Here is a 24,247-nt window from a genome sequence, read left to right on the forward strand (position 1 = left end):
AGCCGGTGTTACACTGTGACCGTGGCGTACGCTTCCAGCTTGCGATCCGTGGCCTAAGCTTCCAGCTTGCGACCCGCACCTCCCTCCCCAGAGCACCACCATGTCAACGACCAGGCGAACTTTTTTGGCACGCTGTGCGTCCGGCATCGCGGCCACCACCGTTGCTTATCAAACAGGCACCACGATTGCGGCCAAAAACGATCGGCCGGTGTTCGGACTGATCGGCGCCGGCTGGCAACCGGAAACCAAACGACAAGGCCGCGGCATTGCGATCGGCACCCAAGCCGCTTCACTGGCCGACATCCCCGTGATCTGCGAACTCGATTCGGTCGCCGCCGACTTTGCGAACCAAAAAATCTGCGGCGGCAAAGCGAGGATCGTGGACGACTACCGCCGCGTCCTGGATGACCCATCGATCGAAGCGGTGCTGATTGCCACCCCGGATCACTGGCACGCCAAGATTGCCATCGAAGCGATGCGGGCGGGCAAAGACGTGTACTGCGAAAAACCCGTCGCCGTGACGATCCAAGAAGGCCAGTGGCTGCGCAAGGTCGCACAAGAGACCGGCCGAGTGTTCCAGGTCGGCACGCAGCAACGGACCGAATACAACCAGCGATTTTTGAAAGCGATCGCGATGGTGCGCGACGGCCGCGTCGGCAATCTCCGACGCATCCATATCGGACTGGGCCCGGGATGGAAGGGTGGCCCGTTCGCCACCGCCACGCCACCGACGACGCTCCAGTGGGAACGCTGGCTCGGCCCCGCACCGCTGACCGAGTACATTCCCCAGCGGACCCATCGCACGTTTCGGTGGTGGTTCGAATACGCCGGCGGGCAGCTGTGCGACTGGGGAGCCCATCATGTCGACATCGCACAATGGGCCATCGGCCAAGAGAACGGTGGACCGGTTTCAGTCGGCGGGACCGCCACGATGAATCAGCCGCTGCGGGGCGGAATGCCGACCCGAAGTGACATGTACAACACCCCCATCGAGTTTTCGGTGACGTGCAACTTTCCCGGCGGCATCGAAATGCTGATCGATTCAACGCGGAATGGAATCACCTTTGAAGGGGACCGCGGACGCTTCTTCGTCAATCGGGGGACGCTGGAAGGCGTCCCGGTCGACGCGTTGAAAGATCAACCACTCGACGACGATGCGATCACGAAGTTGTATCGAGGTAGGCAACCGACGTCGCACATGCAAAACTTCGTCGATTGCTTGAAGACGCGTGACGTGCCGATTTCCGATATCGCGACGCACCACCGCGTGTTGACGACCTGCCACCTCGCCAATCTGGCCTTGCGGTTGGGCCGCACCGTTCAATGGGATGCCGAATCGGAACGTGTTGTAAGCGACGATGAAGCAAACGGGTTGATGTCGCGGGCGTATCGCTCCGGCTACGAAATTGATTCCGTCTGACTTCCTCGGTCTCCACATACCTTTTGCCGCGTCAGTCTTCTTTCTTCCAATGCCCTTCCTCACTTTTTCAAACACACGATGAATTTGGTTCGATATGGATTAATCGGATTCGGCGCCTGGGGAAAACACCATGCCGATGCGATCACCAAAGCACACAACGCCGAGCTGATCGGGATCGCCGCCCACAGTCAGGCGACGGCCTCCGATGCGTCGCAAGCGTATCCCGACGCCTTTGTCACAACCGACTATCACGCCCTGCTCGCACGCGACGACTTGGACGTGATTGACGTCGTCGTCCCCAGCTATCTGCACCACGAAGTCGCCACGGCGGTGCTCCAGTCGGGCAAGCATCTGTTGCTCGAAAAACCGATGGGCATCGACCTGGACCAATGCGACTCGATGATCGCATCGGCTGAAAAACACGATCGATTGCTGTGCGTCGGTCACGAGCTGCGATTGTCGTCGATGTGGGGCAAGGTCAAAGAGATGATCGAAGACGGGTTCATCGGCACGCCGCAATATTGTCTGGTCGAACTGTCCAGAAACCCGTATCGTCAAGGCGCCGGCGGTTGGCGTTACGACATCAATCGGGTGGGGAACTGGATTCTGGAAGAACCGATCCACTTCTTCGATCTTGCACGCTGGTACCTGGAATCGGCGGGCATGCCCCAGTCGGTCTACGCGACGGCCAATTCCCGAGATCCGGAGCGTCCCGAGTTGCAAGACAACTTCAGTGCGATCATGCACTTTGCCGGCGACGCCTACGCCGTCGTCTCGCAAACGCTCAGCGCGTTCGAACACCACCAAACCGCCAAGGTCACCGGCAGCAAAGGCGCGTTGTGGGCGTCCTGGAGCGGGGCGATGGATCGGACCCGACACCCGACATTCAAGTTACGCGCCTTCGACGGCAACGAAGTCGTCGACGTGCCGATCGAAAAGCCGACCGGAGAGCTGTTCGAATTGGAAGACCAGATCGTCCGCGTCGCCGAGGCGATTCAGACCGGGCGCCCGCTGCATTGCACCGCCCAAGACGGACGCTGGTCGGTGGCGATGTGTTTGGCCGCTTCGGCCTCGGTCGCCAGTGGTGCGAAAGAAATGATCGACCAAGGATGAGTCACCGAATTGACATCGTCGGTATCGGCGTCTCCGTTTGGGACAGCCTGATGCTGGTCGATTCGCTGCCGCAACCCGGTTCGGTCGTCCAGGCCGAGCGGCACGTCGAAGGCATCGGGGGTGGCATCACCGTCGCGATGGCGACCGCGGCACGACTGGGTTCTAAAACCGCGCTGATCGATTCTCTCGGCGATGACCCGGCGGGAATTCGAATTTTCCAGACGCTCGGCGCCGAGGGCATCGACACGCAAGCGATCGCCCGACACGCGGGGTTGACCAGTTCGGCCGCGTCGATCTGGTCCGAACGACGATCCGCCGAGCGGACGATCGTCTTTTCGCCCGGCTCAGCGTGTGAACGGTTGCAGTGGACGCCGCAAATCGAGCAGCTCATTTCGCAATCCAAGATCGTGCATTTCAATGGACGGCACGGCGAGATTTGCTTGCGGGCGATTCGCGTCGCCAAAGAATGCGGAGTCAAGATCTCGTTCGACGGTGGGGCGTATCGCTATCGCGCGGAGATTCTGCCGATGCTCCGCGCCGCTGATTTCGCGATTCTGGCGCGGCAGTTTGCCGAATCGCATGTCCAATCGCCGGCCGACTCCCTGCACCGCCTCCCTGCAATGGAGTTGGCTGAATCACTGATGGAGGAACTCGATTGCGAGATCGTCGCGGTCACCGACGGACCGGCGGGAAGTGAATGGGTCACGCGAGACGGAGCGAGTTTTCACCAGCCGGCGGTTTCACCAGAATTGGCGGTCGACACAACGGGTTGCGGTGACACCTTTCACGGCGCGTTCCTGCACGGCTACGCACGAGGGCAAAGAATACGCCAAGCAGCGGAACTTGCTGCGCAGGTGGCGTCGGAGAATGCCCGACGCCTTGGTGGCTTGGCTTTCGCTACCAGCCCATGACCATGTTCGATTCGATCATTTTGCGAGCCTGATCAAGGTCGCTGCCGGTTTCCATCCGGTACAAACGAATCGCATTGACCTTGTCACCGGCCGATCGATTCAGACATTCGCGGGCGACCATGCACGGATCCAGCGTGGTGTTGGTCAATCCCAACGCGCCCTTACTGATCACCCACGTGTCGCGAGGACGCTTGGTCAGCCGGACAACCTCATCGTGGGGATAGGCGTCATGGACCACATCACGAGCGGCATCTTCGTTCTCTGCCCAGGTGATGATGATGTGGGAATTAGTTTCTATTTCAAAAAGTGGCATTTCCAGTTCTCCGTGCGAAGAGGGCTCGCCGGGTGGTGGGCCGACCGGACCGGTCAACGGTCGGTCCCAACAAATGATTCTAGATCTCTCGTGATTCTACGTCGCCAAGCTGTTATCGGTTTACACCGCTGCCTTTCAAGCACAAAAAGCCGAAAGCGACGGCGCATCCGGCGACAATTCCCCAGTGCGTGGTGGTCATTTGGCTCGAATACGTGGTCAATTCGTTGCCGACGTCTCGGATCAAGTCGCTGACGGAGGCCAGAACGGGCGGGTGAACGCTAAAAAACATGGCGACGATTTTGGGGCGAGTGAACGGGCAATCGAAAACAAGGTGTGGATTTTCGCGACTCGGCACGCAATCCACCGTAAAAATGCTAGGTCTCCACCAAGCATCGAAAGACAAAATCTGGCCGCTGTGCAGAAATCCGAGGGGTCCCGAACGCGGTTTTTTAGGCAAAATGCGACCAGCCAAAACAATCCGACCCAGAACGTTAAAGAAAGATATGCAAATGAGCCGAAGCATGGTCTTGCGGCGGGATCGACCATCGATATAATCCCGCATCCACGAAGGATGGCACGCAACATTTTGCGAACCAAACTTCGGCGCGGTAGCTCAATTGGTTAGAGCCCCGGACTGTCGATCCGGAGGTTGCGGGTTCGAGTCCCGTCCGCGTCGCTTTCTTAAAATGCCGTGATACCCCCGGCCGGAACGCCCCTGAGCGTTACCACCTCTTTAGTCTGCGGCCCCGTTTCAATCTGGAATCTGTACTGCATCTCCGTCGTAGCGGACTGGCACGGATTCACAACGGGAGCCCGAACCGATGGCTAGCCCCCAACGGCAAAGTCTCCGCCCGCCAGTGTCATATCCGCTGGCAGTCTGTCTTCAGAACCGCTTGCACCGCCATCGATCTTGGACCACATGACTCGCCCAAGATTCTTGCACATGACGCAGGCCTGAACGCGGTGTACCAAGCAAGACGATCTCCACCGTCCGGATCTGGATACACGCTGTCTCTGAGCAACGGGTCGACGTGCCGGCACAGCGACTGCCGATACGTTGGGTGTCGAGCCCACCCAGGCGTTGGTCGGTCACTCGCGTGCGGCGATGACCGGGCACGACGCCACGGAAAACGCGCGCAGCGAAATGGCAAGCGATCAGGAGCTTGAATATCGCCCGTCAATGCCAGTCCAACCATCGAGGCCACCCCTCCAATAGTGGATCGGCGCGCGCGGAACTGATAGAAAAAAGGGGTATCGGAACAGCATCCGTTCTCCATCCAGGCAGGCAGCCCCTATGTCACGAGAAGAGCCTGAAGCCAACCGCAATCTTGAATCGGTGATCGCCGGCTACCTCGACGCTGAGAAAACGGGGCGGGAATTGGATCGAGATGAGCTGATGAACAAGCATCCGAATCTAGCAGATTCACTCAGGGAATTCTTTGTGAATCACGACCGATTGAAAGCCGTGACCGATGGCGAAGAGCCATCGCGAACGCCAAACGGGACTGGATCGAACGATCCCACCCTTGCCCCGACCCAGTCGCCGGTGATGCACGGCCCGACGGTCGGTCAACAAGTTCGATACTTCGGCGACTACGAATTGCTGGAAGAGATCGCGCGTGGAGGAATGGGCGTCGTCTTCAAGGCAAGGCAGATCAATTTGAATCGAATCGTCGCCTTAAAGATGATTCTCGCCGGCGAACTAGCCGGCGAAGAAGAAATAAGGCGTTTCAAGAGCGAGGCCGAAGCTGCAGCTCAACTTGATCATCCGGGGATTGTCCCGATTTTTGAAATCGGAGAATACGACGGGAAGCATTACTTCTCCATGGGTTTCGTCGATGGCGAATCATTAGCCGCTCATATGCCTGACGGACCGCTTCCGCCAAAGGAAGCGGCTGAGTTAACGACGAAGATCTGCGCGGCCGTGCAGTACGCTCATGAGAAAGGCGTGATCCACCGCGACCTGAAACCAGGAAACGTGCTGATGGATCCCAATGGCATTCCTCGGGTTACCGACTTCGGTTTGGCAAAACAGGTCGCCGGCGAGAGTGACTTGACGCGGACCGGTCAGATCATCGGCACACCGGCGTACATGCCTCCGGAGCAAGCATCCGGAGACACGAGCAAGATTGGACCGGCCGCAGATATCTACGCTCTCGGTGCGGTCCTCTACACGATGTTGACCGGTCGCCCACCATTTCAGGCGCCGAGTCCGATGGAAACGCTTCTGCAGGTGCTTGAACACGACCCTGCCCCTCCGCGAACGGTCAACTCGATGGTTCCTGTGGATCTCGAAACGATCTGCTTGAAATGCCTCAACAAAGACATTTCCCATCGCTATCGGACCGCGAACGAATTACGACTGGACCTACAAAGATTCCTGGACGGCGAACCGATACTGGCCCGTCCGGTTGGGCGAATAGAACGGACGGTGCGCTGGTGTCGACGTAACCCACGCGTGGCGTCACTGGCGGCACTCTGCTTTTTCTGTGTCGCCGCGGGTACTGTCTCAACCGCTGTGTTTGCACTCCGCGCCCGTGACCGCGCAAACATGGCGGAACTGGCCTTATATGGCAGTCACGTGGGATTAGCCCATCGGCAAGTCATTGACGGGCAATTCACCCCCGCAACGTGGACGCTGAACAAATGCGACCCCGAGAGACGCGGATGGGAATGGGAGCATGTCAATCTGTACGCCAATCGGCAACGAACCGTGCTCACGTCACCGGAGAATCAACGCCTGTGGTCATTGACAAGCAACGGGACAGCCGTCTTCGACTTCAAGTCGTCAACGACCTTCGATTTGACGACCGGGGCTCCCATTCAATCGTTCCCCGATCGACCTGCACTCTTAAACCGAATGGTCAATGACCTTGTTGTCGTCCAATCACCTAAGGATCCGCGTGCGTTTGAAGTCTTAAACGTTCTGAACGGCGACGTGCAATGCATGCTGCAATGGAATTTCGAAACACAACCCAATGTGGCTTTGGCGTCCCAGGGAGACATCGTGACGCTGTACGACCTCAATGGTGACCAGCTGCGATGGATCGCTTACGATTTGAATGACGGAACTGTCCAATTCGATTCTGTGGTCGCCGGCGCCTCCTCCGGGGCAAGCCTTACCGACGATCAATCTCAGATCCTGATTTATCCACACGCTTACGATGTTCGAACGGGAGCAAGATCCCGCATCCCGCGATTCCTACCCCGAAAGAGCGGGCAGTCATCAACGTTCAAGATCATCGGACGAAAGGTCGCCTACCTGATCGATGATTGGACACTGTTGCTAACCGACGGAGAGATTCAACGGCAACTTGAGTCGCCGCCACGCGCTCGATGTCGTGGCCTGCATGCAAGTGATTCCGGCAAGTACTTGGTAGCGAAATGGTCGGAGCAGTTGGGCCGAGACAACTACATTGAGTCTGCTTACCTTTACGATCTGGAATACGGCCATGCTCGAAAACTGGTGGAACAGACCGGCAGTGAGCGCTGCCTTCGAGACCTGACACTTTCACCGGACGGTTCAAAGCTGCTGCTGACGATTCAAACTTCGGTGATGGAGTCAGCCAACACGTGTCTGATTGAAGTACACGCATCCGATCCGCAGCCGCAGATACTGCAGCATCAAGTCGGCCTCAAGGTGACCGGATTGGCATGGAACATCGCCCCATCTTTTGATCGCCATTCGCATCACGTCCTCCTTCCGCTGGCGACAATGGACATGGCCGGCGTGTTCGTGAATGCGTTGATGAATTCGGTCGCCGATAAAGCAGAGAAACCTGCGTCAGAGCCATTGAAGCTTGAACGACGAGACCATTATGTGCTGTGGGACATTGGCCCCCAATTCTCCATCGAGCCAGCCCCGCCTGCAAACGTGGCCCGGCACGGAGAGTACTTTTTTCAACGATTCGTGGAGGGGAATCTCCTCTTTGGCGAAGACGGGAGTTCGGCGAAGCAGGTTTACGGCGCGGCCATACCTTTTCTCGGCTTTTTGGAACAGCCGAAACTGGAGATCAAGCTGAGGGGTGGATTAACCAGGGAACTCGAAGGCGCAGGGCTTGTTACGTCCGTTGCATTCAGCCAAGACAGTCGCTGGATGGCCACTGCCGCCTTCGGCCCCGAAGAATCCAAACAATTGTCGTCACCCATGGCGACGATGATGGCGACCACCATTGGAATCGACCGTAGTGGAGAAGGCAATTCAGAGATCACGATCTGGGACACCCACAGTTGGAAGCCGGTGAAGAAAATGCGGGGCCATCTCGGCTTTATCACGGGAATGTCATTCAATGAAAACGGCACCCGTTTGGCATCGGTCGATGCCGGAATCCAGATGGGAAACAATCACGTCACGTCGAAGGGACAACTGATTCTTTGGGATCTGCAACTGGGGCAACAAGTATTCGTGATGGCGGGGGAAAAGGGGGATTTTGTGTCCGTCGCCTTTTCCCGCGACGGCAAGTCGCTGGCCACGATCGGTGAGTCGCTGAAGACCTGGCGGACGTCGCCCCGAACACTCGAGCGAGTTGCCGTCGATCAGCCCGTCAACGCTCCGCCGAAGACTGCCAAGAACGAGCAACTGCGGTCGAAGACAGATGCCCGCGAGCGGCCGGCGCCCCAGCGCATTCAAGCAGCAGCAGCAAATACTCGCCAAGACCACAAACCAATTCCGACGCAAGATCCACCACGTCGCAGCACCGCGTTTGGAATCGACACGGGATCGGAGCCGCCGATTCGATCGGTTCTGTTTCAGATCCCCTTGAAGTATCTGAAGCCACTTGCCGGAGGTGCCGTGGTGAGGACCAATCGGTCACGCCAGCGAATCTCCTCCTATGAAGCGCGCAAACTGAGTCACCTGGATTTCAATCGACGGGGCTATTTCACGCCAGAATCATGGCAGTATTCGGAAGACGAAAGTCTTCTGATTGCATCCGGCGATTCCCGGGGGTTGGTCTTTTGCAACAGTGATGGAAACCAAGTCTTTGAGCTACGGGGTGCACCACCCTATCTAACAGACGATTTCTTGTCGCTACTGAAACATCCACTGGCCGAGTTGCCGGGCCGGCTGGTCAGTGCAATTGTTTCGCCCGACAATTCGCGGCTGGCACTGGCGTTGCCAGATCATCGGATCGTATTGGTCGATCCAAACACCGGCAAAAAGATTGCAACACTTGAAGGGCATTTGGCGCCGGTGCGTGGTCTTCGTTTTTCTCCTGACGGACGTTGGCTCGCATCGGCAAGTGATGACCGGACAGTCAAAGTGTGGTCGCTGAAGACAGGCAGCCCCCCTATCACGTTTCGTCGACACGATGCACCGATCGTTGATCTTGCGTTTCGACAAGACTCGGCACAACTAGTCTCGGTCGGTCATGGTTCAACTCTCTATGCCTGGTCACCCGAAACGGGGCAAATCGATTTCCAGTCTCCGGAGGGGATTCCACTCAATAGAGTGCGTTATGGACTCGACGATCGTCGGCTTACGGCGATCGGCCCGTGGCACTCGCTGGTCTTTGATGCTGCCGAGGGCAATCTTACAAGCCGCTACGAGTTGAAGGATGACGGAGTGTTTCAGGAGCTCGATGCCGACGGCTCGAGGATTCTTCGAGTCTTATCGGATCGGACTGCGCAGTGGGTGTCTGCCGAGACAAACAAACCGGAGGGAGATCCACTTGAGGCCTTTTTGCAGAATACGGTCGATGTGCGCTACCTCTACCCAGAATTGTTGGTCGAAGTAGGACACGGGAAAAGATCGAATCGGTTGCTGGATCGAGTGACGGGGCAAAGGCTTTGTCAGCCTCCCAGAATCCTGGGAGATGCACCAGGACCATCGGTCTTGATTGTCTTTGAGAGATATCGAGATTGGGATGGTCTAGGCGGCCCAATTCCCGAAAAGCGACATCAAATCGACTTAAAGCTCGGCAAGAGGCCGCCACGGCTAGCCGTGGCAAACGTGGCGCCACCTGCGTCCCACAATCAGCGCGAACCACCGGTGCGTGCGATCGAGAGAGATGCTCTTAAGACGCCTGCGCGTGCCGAAATCGGAGCACCAAGTGAGCTGGCACATCGTGCAGCGAATCGCTCAGCCCATGGTGATTCACTGGTCATCCGGATCCCCGAACGCATGCTCACGTCCGGTCAAGCCGTTGATCAGACAATCGTGTTTCCGCCTCGCTGTGACGGCATCCAGAACCTTGCCATCTCGCCGAGCGGACGGACCGTTGCTTTGGTCGACAAGCAAGGGCGCATCTTCTTGAAAGACGAGAATGCGAGAATCCCGCTGCTTTTACACCAAATTGCTCAGTCGGATGCCATCACGGGGTCGACTCAGCGACGACGTCCGATCGCTATTACTTTCATCGACGAACAGCACATCGCTGTGGCGTTTCGTGAATCGCATGTCGCGATTGTCAGTATCCACTCAGGGCAGGAGGTTCTCAGTATTGCCACGAAGGCGAGTCGGCTTCTTGATCACAACGAGAGCCTCATCGTCGCAAACGACACGACGAAGGAGGTCGAGATTTGGGAATACAACCTTTCGAAGCCGGATGCCAAGCTGGTCAAGAACTTTCCGTCACCCAAGCTTGCCCATTCACTTCTTCCAGAGTGGATCGCTTTTGACGTCAACCGGGATGGAACAAAGCTTGCGATTGCTGCCGGCCATTCTCGCACGAATTACAGACTAAACATCCACGATGTGGCAACTGGTCGGCTGCTCGCCAGCGCGGAGGGTACGGTCGAAGCATTAAGGAGACGGCAACCCCGTGGCGGATCGTTTCCCAAGCCTTCGGTGCACTTCACCAGCGGAGGTGACCTAATGGTTCAGGGGCAACAGGTGCACCGATGGATCCAAGATGAGCAATCTCTGAAAAAAACAACGATATCCCGACTCCTTTACGCGGTGAGTCGCGTTGGTCCGCTTGATGCTGGTTTCATTAATCGAGATCTTGTCGTCATGGGCGGCAAGGATTTGCAAACACGTGAGCAACGACTCCGGTCGGGTCTCGAGAGATCAATCATTCTGAACGGTCGTCCTGCGATTCGAGTTCCAGATGCGTTGCCGGCATCGCCGATACAGGCCGTCATCTCCGACAATGGACAGCGATTAGCGGTAAGTCTTCGCGACGGCACACTCGTGGTCTTGGATCCTTCCACCCAAACGACCTTGGACTACTTCGTCGAAACCCGGTTAGATCAAAGCAATCGCATGCTGGTTGCACCGACGGTCAAACCCGGCCAGTCCGTCGTCTCCGCCAGTCATCTACGAACAGCGACGATCAAAGACGGCGAGATTGTGATTCGAACAACCGGAGACGACCACGTTGTTGCAACTTGTTCAATTGCCGATGAAATTGCTGAACCCACTCACTTATTGATCACCCCGTCTGATGACTTTCTATTGGTACAAGACGCAAGATCTGTGTGTGTGTACCGTCTTGACGATGGGCACTTTCTAATGAGACTTCCCGGTAGCGAGGCTCCCTGCAAGGTCACGTTCGATGGCGAAGACTTGATGGTAAACGACCATCCCTATCCGCATTTGTTCACGTGGCTCAGTAACGTGCTCTGTGAAGTTTCGGGGACCTGCTACGCCCCATGCTACAGTCCCGCACTCAAGCGAATCGCTTTTGCGGACCCCGATCATCGAATCCGATTGATCGACGTGGTAAACGGGAATGAGATCGCGGCCCTGGCTGGTCATCAGGGCAAGATTGAAGTGATGGCTTTCTCTCCGGATGGACGATGGCTGGCATCGGCTGGCGCGGACCAGACCGTCAAGATATGGTCCCTGGTGCACAACAACTTGATTCTGACCTTCGATCGTCATCACGCGACCGTGTTGGATTTGGTGTTTCGTCCGGATTCCGGTCAGCTGATTTCAATCGCGAAGGATTTGTCTCTGTTCGCCTGGGAGCCAAATTCGGGAAACGTCCAGTTCCAAGCTCCCGAAAACGTCTCGCTGAATCAAGCGAGATATCGTTCCGACGGCCAACGACTGACGGCAATCGGAGCGGCCGATTGCTTGGTCTTCAACCCGGTGACAAACACACTTCTCGTTCATCACCGTGCTTCTGATCAAGAGAGACTCGTCACAATCAATTTCGATGGCACCGAGGTCTTAGCTTCAAACGAGCATGGAACCTCACGTTGGTTAGCTGCAAGTTCATGGAAACCATCAGCAACTAAATTGGAGTTTTCGACGAGCGACTTAGATCAAATCGATGGCAGACTCGCAGGTTTGCTAATTCAGCAAGGTCGTGGCAGCTTAACTATGATGAAGTCGGAGTCTGGCCAGGTGGTCAAATTCCTTTCAAACCATCAGCTGATTCGAGTCGACAATGGTTCGGAAGTTGTCACGCTTCTTGATCGAGTCATACCGCCACCCCGCCATGTCGACCCCGCCGCGGATTCCCGCGACCGTGAAGCGGCTCAAGCCGATGCAGTTCTTGAGTCGGACGGAAACGAGTTTAAAATTGACCAGACTGCCAAGCAGTCCCTTTCGGTTGAGAAACCTCGGCTGACTTCACCCGCCGATAAAGCAATTCTGCTTCAGCCTTCCGAGGGCGTTTGGCGATTTGATTGGGAAGTCGTGAAAGGCGCAAAAGCGTATCGGATTGTTGTCCGCGAGCCTGAGGCTGACGTTGCGTACCTTGATCGCCAAATCACAAATTCGCGCTATGTCCAGCCACGCAACACTCGCACCGTAGTGGACGGACAGCGGACTGGCTGGACTTGGCAAGTGAAGGCTCAGGATTCGAATGGGCACTGGGGTCCATGGAGTGAGAGGCGTACCTTTCAAGTTCAATCGGAATGAAGCTCTTCACCGACGCGTGGTGGGAGCTACAGAAACGAAGGAATGCCGCCGCTTCCTCAATCGCTGGCCAATTCTTTAATGATTCGATGGACAATCGGATCGGACACAATCAAAGGAGAAATGGTGCTCATGTAGATCACCTTGCCCGAACCCCACTCAAGAAGTCCTAGCGCAAGTTCATTATTGTTGACGTACCCGAGAGGAATGCTTTCTTCGGGAGCCTCAACGACAACGCTTCCGATTCTGTACCGTGAGAGTCTTAAGTTCTCGGTGATCGGATGGTCTTCCCAATGACTGAACGTCTCAGCACGAACAACCTTCGAAAACTTAATTCCGAACTCGTTGGCGACCTTATCCTCGGAACGATTCTCACGGACAAACCCGCGTACTAACAGAACGCTGCCTCCGTTTAAAACAAAGTCTCGGTACGCGACGACCTCGGATTCTTGGTACAAGCCACTTGCGTTGACGCGAATCGCAATCTTTGCCCCCGCAAGTTGATCAGTGACGACGGTGTTTCTGGCGATCTCTACGACCTCCCACCCAGCCCTTCTCAGAGTGTCGGCGAGACGTTTGCCCTGGTGCGGGGCGTTCGAATCGAAGGTTTCCGCTTGTGGATGCCACCATGTCCCGCCGCCTTGACTCGCATCGACCACAATCTTGCCACGCGAGCGGTCGTTTGCTACCAGACCGGCCTGACAAAGCGCACATGCCATACATAGAAAAAACAGTCTCGCCATGGTCATTTCCCCAAGAAAAGTTCGCGTGTCTGACTCTCTGAGCCCGCCAGGCGGATCGCAAAAAGCGAATCCCCCCATCATACGCCATCGACGAATCGAGGGTGTCGCATGGGGGCTCTAAACCTGCCAATTCCAAATGGTGCCACCCACCATTTTTTGACTTGAATTAGTCAACGGGATAGAATCCCAAATCGGTTCATCACTTGGGAGGATTGCGATGGGACGTCCGCTGCGTTCGGAGCAAATTGCTGGTGACGAGGTGTCCATTGTTCACGCCGTTCAGCGGTGTGTCCGGCGTGCCTTTTTGGCTGGTTTCGACCAGACGACCGGGACGGACTATGGATTCAGACGTGAGTGGATTCGGCGGCGTATGGAAGCCCTGGCTTCTGTCTTCGGCGTCGATGTTCTCTCGTATGCCGTAATGTCCAATCACATGCACCTGATCCTTCGCAATCGCCCCGATGTTGTTGCCGAATGGACCGATCAAGAGGCCGCCATTCGCTGGCTGAAAGTCTTTCCAGGTCGCCGAATAGAAGAACATTTGGGTGAGCCGACCGAAAACGATGTGCAAATGCTGGTCGCTGACCGTGAAAGGCTTGCCGAAGTGCGGCGTCGGTTGTCGGATATCTCCTGGTTCATGCGATCCTTGAGCGAGCCGATTGCGCGGATGGCCAACCGACAAGACGAGTGTACCGGTCGATTTTGGGAAGGCCGATTTAAGCTGCAACGGATCACCGACGAGGCCGGATTGCTGGCTTGTGCGATGTACGTCGACCTCAATCCGGTCCGCGCCGCGATGGCAGATTCGCCAGACCAATCTGTCCACACGTCCGGCTATGATCGGATCAAAGGAGAACAAGGTCAGCAAATCGATTCAGCGGCGTTTGACCTGGTTCCGGTTACCACGGAACAGGCGGGCGAAGAGCGTCGCACCAAACCGGTAGATGAACTTCGTAAAAAGAAGCGAGCGAAACGGAAGAACTCGACCGGCAAACGAATCCGTCGCGACGGCTGGCTCGCGCCGTTGACTCTGGACGGATCGACACTATCCAGCGATGCGGAAGTAAACCGCAGTGGCGTGCGAGCAAGCGACAAAGGATTCCTGGGAATCAGCCTGAAAGACTATTGCAAGCTTCTCCGTTGGACTGCGAAACAGAGTGAAGAAGGGACAGGACGAACGTTACCGCCAAGTCTGCAAGGTCTGGTTTCGCGTCTCGGGATCGACCTGTCGATGTGGCGTGATTTGGTCTGGAACTTCCAGCATTACTTTGGCAATAGTTGCTGCGCCGGCTCGCCAAACGGCATGTCGCAGTTCGCCCGTTCGAGCGGTCGCAACTGGGCCAAGGGGCAACGGCAAGTCGCCGAGTGCTTCGCAGCCTAACCGTTCTCCGATCCGCATCACTTCGGCCTGTACATTGGTCTTATCGGCCTGTACATCGGTCGCTCAACGGGTCTCGACCATCTCCGATCCAGGCGCAAAAGCAATCGTCGTTGACCGCGGTATCCGGAACTCGCGAGTGCTGCGATTCGCGGACGATGCCCGTCTAGATTGTGCCAGCCCAACCGCCGCGCCTTGAACGCGCCGTGCGTTCCGAACAAACAAGGTGGGTGGCACCATTTGGAAGATCGGGTGGCACCATTTGGAAGGGGATCAGGTGGGTGGCACCATTTGGAAGGGGATGAGGTGGGTGGCACCATTTGGGAGGGGATGCGGCGGCGGCGGCGAGATGATGCCGGGGGCGCGATCGATTAAACTTTGCGGCACGGTCGGGTGGCGTTGGCGTGAAACCATGGCACACACCCGCTCCGCTCTGTTTTTACACTCACCCCCTTTTGGCAAAATTCTAGATGAAACGTCGCACCTTTTTGTCCGTCGCCGCGTCGGCGGGCACCGTTGCCTGCCTCAACCAGCCCGAGCTTCTCGCTGCGGAGAAGACTACCTTGTCCAAGGACGACGTGATCCTGTTCCAAGGTGATTCGATCACCGATGCCGGGCGAAACAAAAAATCGCCCGTTGCCAACGAGGGACTCGGACGCGGATACCCCCATTTCATCGCCGAATCATTGCATCAGGATTATCCGGATCTGAACCTGCAAATCCACAATCGGGGCATTTCCGGAAACAAGGTTCCCGACCTGGACCGCCGCTGGGAGAAAGACTGTCTCGAGATTGAACCCAAAATCCTCAGCATCCTGATCGGAGTCAACGACATCTGGCACAAGCTCAACGGCCGTTACGACGGAACTTCGGAAACCTATCGCGACGGATTTGCCGCGTTGCTGAAACGCACGCGAAACGCACTTCCGACGACCACCTTCGTGATCTGCGAGCCGTTTGTTTTGATGAGCGGCACGGTCAAGGAAAACCGCGACAAGTGGTTTCCTGAATTCGCCGTCCGCCGCGAGTATGCCAAAGACGTCGCCAAGAACGCCGGAGCAATCTGGGTGCCCTTCCAAAGCATGTTCGACGATGCAGTCGCCGAAGGAACCGAGCCCAAAATGCTGGCCGGTGATGGCGTCCACCCCACCCCACTCGGGCACCAACTGATGGCCAAAACCTGGCGCGAGGTGGTGGGAGTCTGACCCGCGTTCGCGACAAGTCGGCCGCCGTCTGGGGCGGCCGACTTTCCGATCACGCCTCGCCTACTTCACGAACTCTCCCAAGCCGGGATGATCCGCAGGGCGAACCCCAAGGGGCCAGTGGAACTTGCGATCCGATTGGTCGATCGCGTCGTCATTGATGCTGGCTTCGCGGCGTCGCATCAAACCGTCATCATCGAATTCCCAGTTCTCGTTGCCGTAAGCACGAAACCAGTTTCCCGTTTCGTCGTGGTATTCATACTGAAACCGAACCGCGATCCGGTTATCGGTGAATGCCCACAATTGTTTGACCAAACGGTACTCCTGCTCCCTGTCCCACTTTCCCGACAAGAACTCGACGATCTGCGGACGCCCCTGAACGAACGTGTCACGGTTTCGCCACTGACTGTTCGCGGAATAGGCCAGTGAAACACGTTCTGGGTCGCGCGTGTTCCATGCATCCTCGGCGGCCCGGACTTTTTGCGCCGCCGTTTCGCGAGTGAACGGCGGTCGTATGTCGGTTGGCTTTGGCATGCTGTCATCCTCCTTTCAAAAAGATGTTCAATACGGTGATCGGCTCGTGGCGTTAATCAGGCCACGCTGCACGTGTCGCTGTGGCAGCCACAGGACGAAGCTGAGTCGATGGGCTCGGCAGGCGGGAAATCGTTGTCCGTTTCCGCGACGTGGTTGAAGTAGTTGGTCAACAAGTTCAACGCCGTGTTGGCCACGACTTCGGCAATTTCGCCGTCCCCCAGCCCTGCACGACGGGCCGCTGCGACTTCGTCGTCGGAAACCAAACCGCGTTTTTCAACCAGTTGTGCCGCAAACTTCACGATCGCGTCGGACTTTGCATCGGCGTCGGTCGCCGACCGGGCATTTCGGATCTGCTCGGCCGTCAGTCCGACCATCTTGCCGATCGCCGTGTGAGCGCTCAGGCAGTAATCACATCGATTGGCTTGCCCGACAGCCAACGCGATTCGCTCGCGATCTTTGGCCGACAGTCCGCCTGCGGCGAGCGCGCCGCTGAATTTCAGGTACGCGTCCAAGACGGCCGGTGAGTTGGCCATCGTGGACATCATGTTCGGGATCATGCCCAACTTGGACTCGACGCCATTGAGCAATTCTCGGGCGGTGCCGGTTGCGGTTGCAGGGTTGATGGGGCTGATTCGGGTCATCGCTACTGTCCTCATACAAAGGGGTTTTGAACGGCAAGCAGTGGAAGTCACTGCTCATTGCGATTCCCTATCGCAAGCCCCGGACCAAAGCCGCTAAAAAACCGTAAGTGCATACGCACAAATGCTTTACAGAACACAAACGAGAACCATCCAAGTACCGATATCTCGTAGATCCCCGAAATCTCGGTTGCCACTCACGATTTTTCGCTTATGTTTCGCAGATGCTCAATGACAAGCCCCCCCTGATTGAACAGCCCAAGACGCTGCTGCTGGAGATGGCCCAACGGCTGCAGGTCAACGATGCGCTGAAGCTGATCGTCGATCACATTGCCGCGTCGCCGGCGGTGGCCTTGGTGAGGATCTGGCTGATTCGTCCGGGAGCGGGCTGCGAAACGTGTCCGCTGCGGCAAGAGTGCCCCGACCAAACCAGGTGCCTGCATTTGGCAGCCAGCGGCGGTGCGTCGTTAGTGGACCCACAGCGGGACCTGTCGCGAACCGACGGCGCCTTTCGACGGTTCCCGATCGGAGTCCGCAAAGTGGGCCGGATCGCGGCGACAGGCGAACCATTGGAAGTCGGCAATCTGGCCGGCAAGCCCGATTGGCTGGTCCACCCCGATTGGGCCGAAGCGGAAGGCATTCGCGGTTTCGGTGGCCAACCGTTGGTGTACCGCGGTAAAGTGCTCGGGGTGCTGGCCGTGTTTAGTCGCAGCACGATCAACGACGACGACCTGGACTGGCTGCGTACGATCGCCAACCACGCGGCGGCATCGCTTGCCAATGCGTCGGCGTGGGAAGAGATCGAATCGTTGCGCCGCCGCTTGGAAATGGAGAACGACTATCTGCAAGAGGAAGTGCGGACGAGAAATGCGTTCGGTGACATGGTCGGCCAAAGTGCGGCGCTGCGAAAAGTCGCCGAGCAGATTGAGCTTGTCGCGCCGACCGATTCAACGGTTTTGGTCACCGGCCAAAGCGGCACCGGCAAGGAACTGGTCGCCCGCGAAATCCATCGGCGTTCGACACGCAACGATCGACCGCTGATCAAAGTCAACTGTGCCGCGATCCCGCGCGAACTGTATGACAGTGAATTTTTCGGCCACACCAAAGGCAGCTTTACCGGCGCGGTGCGTGATCGGATCGGACGTTTCGAATTGGCCGACGGGGGTACGTTGTTCCTGGATGAGATCGGTGAAATCCCACTTGATCTGCAGAGCAAACTATTGCGAGTGCTTCAAGAATCAGAGCTGGAACGTGTCGGCGAAGAACGTACACGCCGCGTCAACGTGCGGATCATCGCGGCGACCAATCGCGACTTGAAAGCGGAAAGCGATGCCGGACGATTCCGCGCGGATCTCTACTATCGCCTCAGTGTCTTTCCGATCGAGTTGCCACCGCTTTGCCAACGCAAGGAAGACATTCCGCTGCTCGCCGAACACCTTCTCACACAGCTCGCCCGCAAGCTCGGCCGTCCGACACTCCGGCTGACCAAGGCAAACGTGCATGAGTTACAACGTTACGATTGGCCCGGCAACGTTCGCGAATTCCAGCACGTCCTCGAACGCGCCATGATCACATCCAGAGCCGGACGGTTACGATTCCAGCTTGCCCCCGGTCGATCCGCAAACGACCGACCTTCCGCCAGCGGCTCCGGCGCGACCGACGACGCGACCGAGCCCGTCGAGGACGAACGCGTGATGACGGTCGCGGAACTGCGTGAACTGGAAACCAACAACATTCGCCGCGCCCTGTCACAAACCAAGGGTAAGGTGTCTGGAGCCGGTGGCGCTGCAGAATTGCTCGGAATGAAACCGACCACACTTGCGTCGCGAATCAAGAGCCTGGGGATTGAGCTACGCCGCTGAGGCCGGTCCGATCGCCCCACCAGGCACACACCGAACGTGCTGAAGTCGCCCGTTGCTTGAGGAAAAAACGCCGTGAAGCTTACCGCACGCATCATCGCGATCTGGCTGGTCATGATCGTCGCCGAAATCGCTCATGGAATCACCAGAGCCCTGACCCTCGTGCCTCTGGTCGGCCAGTTTCGTTCGAACCAGCTCGGCGTTTTCACCGGCTCGGCAATCCTGCTCGCAATCGCCACGTTGTCGATCCGCTGGATCGGTCCGACACACCGCAGGGACCTGCTGCAGGCGGGTGTGATGTGGTTAGTGCTGACGCTGGCATTTGAACTGCTGTTCGGCCGGTTTGTGGTCGGCCTCTCGTGGCAACAACTTTCCGCCGATTACAACCTGCTGCAGGGTGGACTGATGCCGATCGGGCTTGCCGTTCTGTTCGTCGCGCCGTGGCTGGCGGCTTGGTTTCGAGGGATTCGTATCGCCACCTAATCGCTTGCGGACTGCTTGCCCCGACAGCGAAACACGGCGTTGTTAGTTCGAGACGAAGCTAAAATGCCAGCTATGCTAAAATGACTGGACAGTTATAATTCTGGCCTGTCCCATGACACTTATCGTCTTTACAAGGATATATGAATGAAGCCGTTCGCAAAAACGCTATCGCTAGGTCTGCTGGCCTTATGTCTGGCCGGGTGCTCCTCACCAACGCCCGATGCCGTCTCCGATGCCGATCAATCTGCAATTGACGAGTACTTGGCGACCGAAGCCGCCGAGCAATCGGCGCTGGCCGGCGAGATGAAGAACGCAGACAAAGCCACGAAATAACATCGAGCGATCTCAGCGAGTGCGCCGCTTGCAGCGGTTTTGCAACGAATGCCGCATCGCGTTTTGCAACATCGCCTCTTGGTGCGGTGACCAACAACGAAAAAACTCTCGGCCCGCTGCGGGGCCGAGAGTTTTTTATGTTATCGGATTCGGTGCCCGCCAAAGCCGACGCTGCGGCGGGCTAGCGATTCACCAGACTACTGATTCAATTGTTCTTGAATCGTTTCGCGAGAGGCTCGCGTGCCGAGTGCTCCCCAAAGTCCATAGGGGCTCTTCGAGCCTGGGACGGAGACACCGTTGACGGGGGACTGCCAAACCATTTCTTGGTGCAAGTCGCCTGATTCGATCGAGTCGGTGATGAAGATCACCGCACCATCGGCCAACAGAACATGCGCCCCACCTTGGTGGCGGCTAGACGGAGGAAACATGCCGGTTTGCCCGGAGTTGTTGCCGCCACCGATAGGTGCGTTGGGAGGGAAAATCGTATGACAACCGCTGAAGTTCGGTCGGAAGTCGGCCCATTTGAACCCACGTCCATTGTTTGCATTCTCCGTCGGCGTCGCCGGTGCCCAATATCCCGGTCGATCGGGATCGAGCTGATTGTTATCGACGCAATAGCTGGGGTTCAAACGAATCTCATTGGGGGGATTACCGTTGATGCTTTGGGTTCCCCTCGCATCGCGGTCGCCGAGGTCGGTGAGGATTTCACCGAAGGCCACCGTATTGGACAAGCCGTCCAGGATGTCGCGAAACTTGGAGTCTTTGTGAGGCACAAACACTCCGCGGTCGGCGGCCAGCGAACGCATGGCCCAACTCGAGTTGGCGACGACCTCTCCGGTCGATGCTTGGTGCTGCTTAGGGCCGCGAACCGACCATTCCATCGAATCGCCCAAGCAGGCGGCGTAATTGGTTCGCCCTTGAGCGGGCAGACCGACGCCGGGATCGCTGGGGCAACGCAGCATCGGGATCTCGGTGACCCAGGGACGGTATTGGATGAACTGCACAGTCGGCCCCATCGCGGGCCAAGGAACGCTCAGTCGGTTGGTCGGATCAATCGCGTTGATGTAGCTGGGGTTTGAAATCTCGTCCCAAATCGCTTGCTGCTCCATGAAGGGAGTCAAACCGACCAGGGCACTCAACCGCCACGCGTTGGCATCGCCATAGTTCGTCCACCAGTTGGTGGTAGCGGTGACGACACCGAAGGGGGCGCTGCCTCCGTCGGTGCTGCCGGTGCCTACGCCATGGATAGGAAGCTGCTTGTAGGCGCTGTGATAGTTATGGACGGCCAACCCCAATTGCTTGAAGTTATTGCTGCAACTCATTCGTCGGGCGGCTTCTCGAGCTGCCTGGACGGCGGGAAGCAATAGACCGACGAGGATACCGATAATGGCGATAACAACCAAAAGCTCAACAAGTGTAAAACCGTTGCTCGGGCGAGCGGAACGCTTCATTGAAGGGTCTCGATGTAAAAGTGAAAAGGTAGTTCAGAAATACAAGTCTTTTTAACTTACGTTGCGGCCAATAAGTTTCGTTGATTTCACGCGCAATTAAAGAACTTCACATTGCGCGAAACCGTATCCTTCAACACGCTTCTTCTGGGTGGGCGAGTGACGGCACCGATGAGATCGCTGGACGAAGTGCTTGCATAAGGGTGGGAGCCTACATGCTTGCTCATTCGAAATTATTGTCAAGGGATGAGGTTGCGAATTATTGCCCCGGCCGTCTTTAGATCTGACCACCGCCCCTAGCGGTGTTTCTAAAGCGCGTTGCTACAACCATAAACCCAAGATCGCTTTTTCGTTTCCGCCTTTATCATCGATTTGACGTTCGCTTTATAGAACACCATTCCGGGCGAAAGGTTGCCCACCCAAGCGTTGATCAGGGTGGCATGATGAACAACCAAAAGAACGAGACGGACCCTATAGTGAGTGGTCAGTGATCTCCCTGATCAAGCCCGAGATCGAATCACTCCGCAGCAAGCGGAAATCAAGTGTCACCACCAAGTTCACCTGAGCGTTGGGCAAGAAAGGTAGCTCGCTAAGGTGTAGAAGCGATCCTCATTTGGGAGGCGGGACCCTGCCGGCGCGACAGCCCGACGCGGCAGGTTCCCGATACCGCTAAACCAACACGAATGAGGAGGTCGCTCGCGCTGGCGCAAACCGGCTGACATCAATCGATGATCAGCCGTTTGGCGCGAGTCTACGAACGCCAATCCGCGCAAACGCTGCCTAAGATGACCATCGCCCCTCCCCTCGCTGCGCTCGACTCTCTCTGCCAGGGCATTGGTATCTACACAAGTCGCTTTTTGCCCAAAGGGCATGCATATCCCTAGCCTGGGGCAAGCAAACAGAGCATTTGCGAAGGTTGCGCCGCCCCAGGAACCTCATCGCAACGAGGTTCAATTTGGCCAACGGCCATGCACAACCCTCGCGTTTGACGAGGCATTTGTATATGGCCGTTGGCCAATCCCTCTGGTTTTCGTTTGCAGATCTTGGGCGATGCCCAAGTCGATGGATGTAAACGGCAGTTGGCCGAAACCATCCAAACAGAACTGATTTGACATGCAAAAGATTCGTGGATACCAATGCTGCCAGGGAGGGTTACTTTGGCTGTGTAGAGACCGTCGTCCGCAGCGAAGGTGCCATGGAGAGAGGGGGAGGCCAGCGACCAAAGGAGCCGGTCCATACAGAAAACGCGAACACGCCTCAAAGCGGTCGTGCTAAAGCAAATGGACACCGCGTTGGACAGTCACGGTTCCGAACAGTTTGGCCAACTCCTGTTGCAGATTCAGGATCTCGGTCTCGGAATCCGTTTCGACGGTGAGTTCATCGACGACTGTGCTGCCGCTCTTGATGGAGATGCGGTGCTCGGGGTGTTGCTGCAACGCGACCTTTTCGTCGAACTCAGCGGCATCGACGGGTGGATTGAAGATGAATCGTGTGGCCATGGGAACTTCCATTGTCTTCGACGAAGTGGGCAGTGTGTCAGAACAGTGTGTCGGAACAATCCGGCGACAGCGCAACGCCCTGTCGCCGTCCCACCATTCTAACCAGTCGTCGACGAGGGCTGGACGACTCGACACAACGGGATCGTCGCCAAAGCAACTGGATCAGATTTCGACGTGGGTCACACCCGCGACTTCATCGAAGTGGCCGATCTTGAGCACTTGCCCGTTCGATCCGGGGAACTCCGCGACGAACGCGGGGTCGCAAACCATGACCGGCGGCGACAAGGACGTACCGATGGTGATGCCGACCGAAACCAAGTACGACATCCCGAGCGTGAACGCCACGAACCAGGGGATCTGGCCCGCCGCCATGCGAATCAACTGATCGCGTTTGGCGCGCGAGAGTTCGTTCTCCACGCCGTACTGCTCGATCACGTCGTGACGTTGCAGCGGGTTGGTCAGCTCCAACATCTCATCGAACGAGCACCCGGTCGTGCGATTTTTCTCAAAGGTTTTGGCCGCCCGCAATGCTATTCGACGACGCTGAAATTCCAGCTTGGCCTGATAGGCATCGATCGCTTTCTGACGCCGCTGGATCGCCCGATTTGCGATCGCTCGCGGCATGGCCATGGTTGCGTGAGCCATTTTTCCGAGCGTGTGCCGAGGACGTCGGAACAGATACATGCGACGGTATTCGGTAAACACTTCCTCCTGAACCTTGGTGATGGCGGACATCAGGCCTTCGCGGGAAGTGAAGATCAGTTCGTGATCGACTTCAATGCAGAGCGGCTTGAGGTAATAGACTTTGACGCCGCGTCGCTTGCCGGGCCCAGCAAGGAATTCGTCCAGGCGGGTCTGCACACAAGCGGGGATCGGATCGGTGATCTTGTCAAAGTGTTCCTGCTGAGTGACGGTGAAGAACAACTTGCTTTGGGGCAGCCGGATCGAAGCCTTGGTCAGTTCCAGCTCTCGGACTTGCGTGAATTGGCCGCGATGTTCTTCGACGACCGATTCCCAGCTTTTCTCTTTGGACGTCAAAATGCCCGATTGACGAAGCATCGTTTCGGCCATTTCCTTGCTCGCGTCTTTGGGCGGCACAAGAATCGGATCGCCGGCCCAGGTTCCGAACGGCTCCAGTTCCTGATCCAAGGTAAACGGTTGAGCTGTCCGCGGATCGACCTTCGACGGTCTCACCCGTGACACAGGCTTCGGCGTCGCGTTGCCAAGCATACTTGTCGTTGCCATGTTGACTTCCCCAGTGACCGGTTCTCGAAAAGACGTAAGTGAACTCATCGCGTCGAACGCTTCGGTCGCCGTGAAGCGGACCTGTTGAGCAGGCGTGGGCGGACATCGCATCGGGCGCGACAACTGAAAAGTTGAATCCAAATTCTACCGCCTCCCAGGGCCGCAAGTCCAAGAAACCATCGAAATTATTACCCACCGATGGCAGAGCGGCCCCACGGAGGACGGTGCTCAAAAATCCCCTGGGGCCGCGCTGCCATCGGTGGGCTGAGTGGTCATTTCGTCGCGCCACACGTTACAGCCTAACCCGTTATCCGCTCGA

At 57.1% G+C, this 24,247-nt stretch carries 17 protein-coding genes and 1 tRNA gene; 10 read left to right on the forward strand and 8 right to left on the reverse strand.

Features of this window, described 5'->3' with window-relative positions; all coding sequences use genetic code 11:
* Window positions 1-100: 100 nt before the first annotated feature.
* The 3 genes from ABX749_RS00855 to ABX749_RS00865 all read left to right on the forward strand — a co-directional run bounded on the left by ABX749_RS00855 (window position 101) and on the right by ABX749_RS00865 (window position 3,444).
* Window positions 101-1,420, forward strand: a complete 1,320-nt coding sequence (locus ABX749_RS00855; protein ID WP_372894345.1) for a Gfo/Idh/MocA family protein — start codon at window positions 101-103, stop codon at window positions 1,418-1,420.
* A gap of 78 nt (window positions 1,421-1,498) precedes the next feature.
* A complete protein-coding gene (locus tag ABX749_RS00860) occupies window positions 1,499-2,533 on the forward strand; it encodes a Gfo/Idh/MocA family protein (protein ID WP_372894346.1) in 1,035 nt (344 codons plus the stop codon).
* Window positions 2,530-3,444 (forward strand): carbohydrate kinase family protein, encoded by a 915-nt coding sequence (locus ABX749_RS00865; protein ID WP_372894347.1) that lies wholly within the window; start codon window positions 2,530-2,532, stop codon window positions 3,442-3,444. The genes ABX749_RS00860 and ABX749_RS00865 overlap by 4 nt, the downstream gene beginning before the upstream one ends.
* On the opposite strand, the gene ABX749_RS00870 is transcribed toward ABX749_RS00865, so the two are convergent.
* Both ABX749_RS00870 and ABX749_RS00875 read right to left on the reverse strand, forming a co-directional pair.
* The gene (locus ABX749_RS00870; protein WP_145207679.1) at window positions 3,431-3,757 is read right to left on the reverse strand and encodes a DUF6793 family protein; all 327 of its coding nucleotides are present in this window, start codon (window positions 3,755-3,757) and stop codon (window positions 3,431-3,433) included. The two genes, ABX749_RS00865 and ABX749_RS00870, sit on opposite strands and share 14 nt — an antisense overlap.
* A 112-nt stretch (window positions 3,758-3,869) precedes the next feature.
* Window positions 3,870-4,046: a hypothetical protein gene (locus ABX749_RS00875; RefSeq protein WP_161501623.1), complete on the reverse strand. Its 177-nt coding sequence runs from the start codon at window positions 4,044-4,046 to the stop codon at window positions 3,870-3,872.
* Between the two features lie 313 nt (window positions 4,047-4,359).
* Here ABX749_RS00875 and ABX749_RS00880 point away from each other — a divergent pair.
* A tRNA-Asp gene (locus ABX749_RS00880) sits at window positions 4,360-4,433 on the forward strand.
* A gap of 660 nt (window positions 4,434-5,093) precedes the next feature.
* On the forward strand, window positions 5,094-12,569 hold the full coding sequence (locus ABX749_RS00885; RefSeq protein ID WP_372894348.1) for a protein kinase: 7,476 nt from the start codon (window positions 5,094-5,096) through the stop codon (window positions 12,567-12,569).
* A 56-nt stretch (window positions 12,570-12,625) separates the two neighbouring features.
* Here the strand turns inward: ABX749_RS00885 and ABX749_RS00890 are convergent, their stop codons facing one another.
* Window positions 12,626-13,309, reverse strand: coding sequence for a hypothetical protein (locus ABX749_RS00890; RefSeq protein WP_372894349.1), 684 nt, complete (start codon window positions 13,307-13,309; stop codon window positions 12,626-12,628).
* Window positions 13,310-13,526: 217 nt separating this feature from the next.
* Here ABX749_RS00890 and ABX749_RS00895 point away from each other — a divergent pair, with 217 nt between their 5' ends.
* The gene (locus ABX749_RS00895) at window positions 13,527-14,690 is read left to right on the forward strand and encodes a transposase (RefSeq protein ID WP_372894350.1); all 1,164 of its coding nucleotides are present in this window, start codon (window positions 13,527-13,529) and stop codon (window positions 14,688-14,690) included.
* A 467-nt stretch (window positions 14,691-15,157) separates the two neighbouring features.
* Window positions 15,158-15,892 (forward strand): GDSL-type esterase/lipase family protein, encoded by a 735-nt coding sequence (locus ABX749_RS00900; protein WP_372894351.1) that lies wholly within the window; start codon window positions 15,158-15,160, stop codon window positions 15,890-15,892.
* A gap of 60 nt (window positions 15,893-15,952) precedes the next feature.
* On the opposite strand, the gene ABX749_RS00905 is transcribed toward ABX749_RS00900, so the two are convergent.
* Both ABX749_RS00905 and ABX749_RS00910 read right to left on the reverse strand, forming a co-directional pair.
* Window positions 15,953-16,423 carry a DUF1348 family protein gene (locus ABX749_RS00905; protein ID WP_372894352.1) on the reverse strand — a complete coding sequence of 157 codons (471 nt, stop codon included), beginning with the start codon at window positions 16,421-16,423 and terminating at the stop codon, window positions 15,953-15,955.
* Between the two features lie 56 nt (window positions 16,424-16,479).
* Window positions 16,480-17,064: a carboxymuconolactone decarboxylase family protein gene (locus ABX749_RS00910; protein WP_372894353.1), complete on the reverse strand. Its 585-nt coding sequence runs from the start codon at window positions 17,062-17,064 to the stop codon at window positions 16,480-16,482.
* 221 nt (window positions 17,065-17,285) lie between these two features.
* Here ABX749_RS00910 and ABX749_RS00915 point away from each other — a divergent pair, with 221 nt between their 5' ends.
* The 3 genes from ABX749_RS00915 (at window position 17,286) to ABX749_RS00925 (ending at window position 19,736) form a co-directional block, all read left to right on the forward strand.
* Complete coding sequence (locus ABX749_RS00915; protein ID WP_372894354.1) at window positions 17,286-18,923, forward strand: sigma 54-interacting transcriptional regulator; 1,638 nt, start codon at window positions 17,286-17,288, stop codon at window positions 18,921-18,923.
* Between the two features lie 111 nt (window positions 18,924-19,034).
* Window positions 19,035-19,403, forward strand: a complete 369-nt coding sequence (locus tag ABX749_RS00920) for a hypothetical protein (protein ID WP_372894355.1) — start codon at window positions 19,035-19,037, stop codon at window positions 19,401-19,403.
* A gap of 144 nt (window positions 19,404-19,547) precedes the next feature.
* Complete coding sequence (locus ABX749_RS00925; RefSeq protein ID WP_145207673.1) at window positions 19,548-19,736, forward strand: hypothetical protein; 189 nt, start codon at window positions 19,548-19,550, stop codon at window positions 19,734-19,736.
* 197 nt (window positions 19,737-19,933) lie between these two features.
* Here ABX749_RS00925 and ABX749_RS00930 read toward each other — a convergent pair whose 3' ends face one another.
* From ABX749_RS00930 to ABX749_RS00940, 3 genes are all read right to left on the reverse strand, one after another.
* On the reverse strand, window positions 19,934-21,187 hold the full coding sequence (locus ABX749_RS00930; RefSeq protein WP_145207672.1) for a DUF1559 domain-containing protein: 1,254 nt from the start codon (window positions 21,185-21,187) through the stop codon (window positions 19,934-19,936).
* 1,268 nt (window positions 21,188-22,455) lie between these two features.
* Window positions 22,456-22,683, reverse strand: coding sequence for a hypothetical protein (locus tag ABX749_RS00935; protein ID WP_145207671.1), 228 nt, complete (start codon window positions 22,681-22,683; stop codon window positions 22,456-22,458).
* A gap of 162 nt (window positions 22,684-22,845) precedes the next feature.
* On the reverse strand, window positions 22,846-23,928 hold the full coding sequence (locus tag ABX749_RS00940; protein ID WP_372894356.1) for a hypothetical protein: 1,083 nt from the start codon (window positions 23,926-23,928) through the stop codon (window positions 22,846-22,848).
* Window positions 23,929-24,247 lie beyond the last annotated feature (319 nt).

This window comes from Stieleria sp. (genome assembly GCF_041595215.1).
Classification (GTDB): Bacteria; Planctomycetota; Planctomycetia; order Pirellulales; family Pirellulaceae; genus Stieleria; species Stieleria magnilauensis.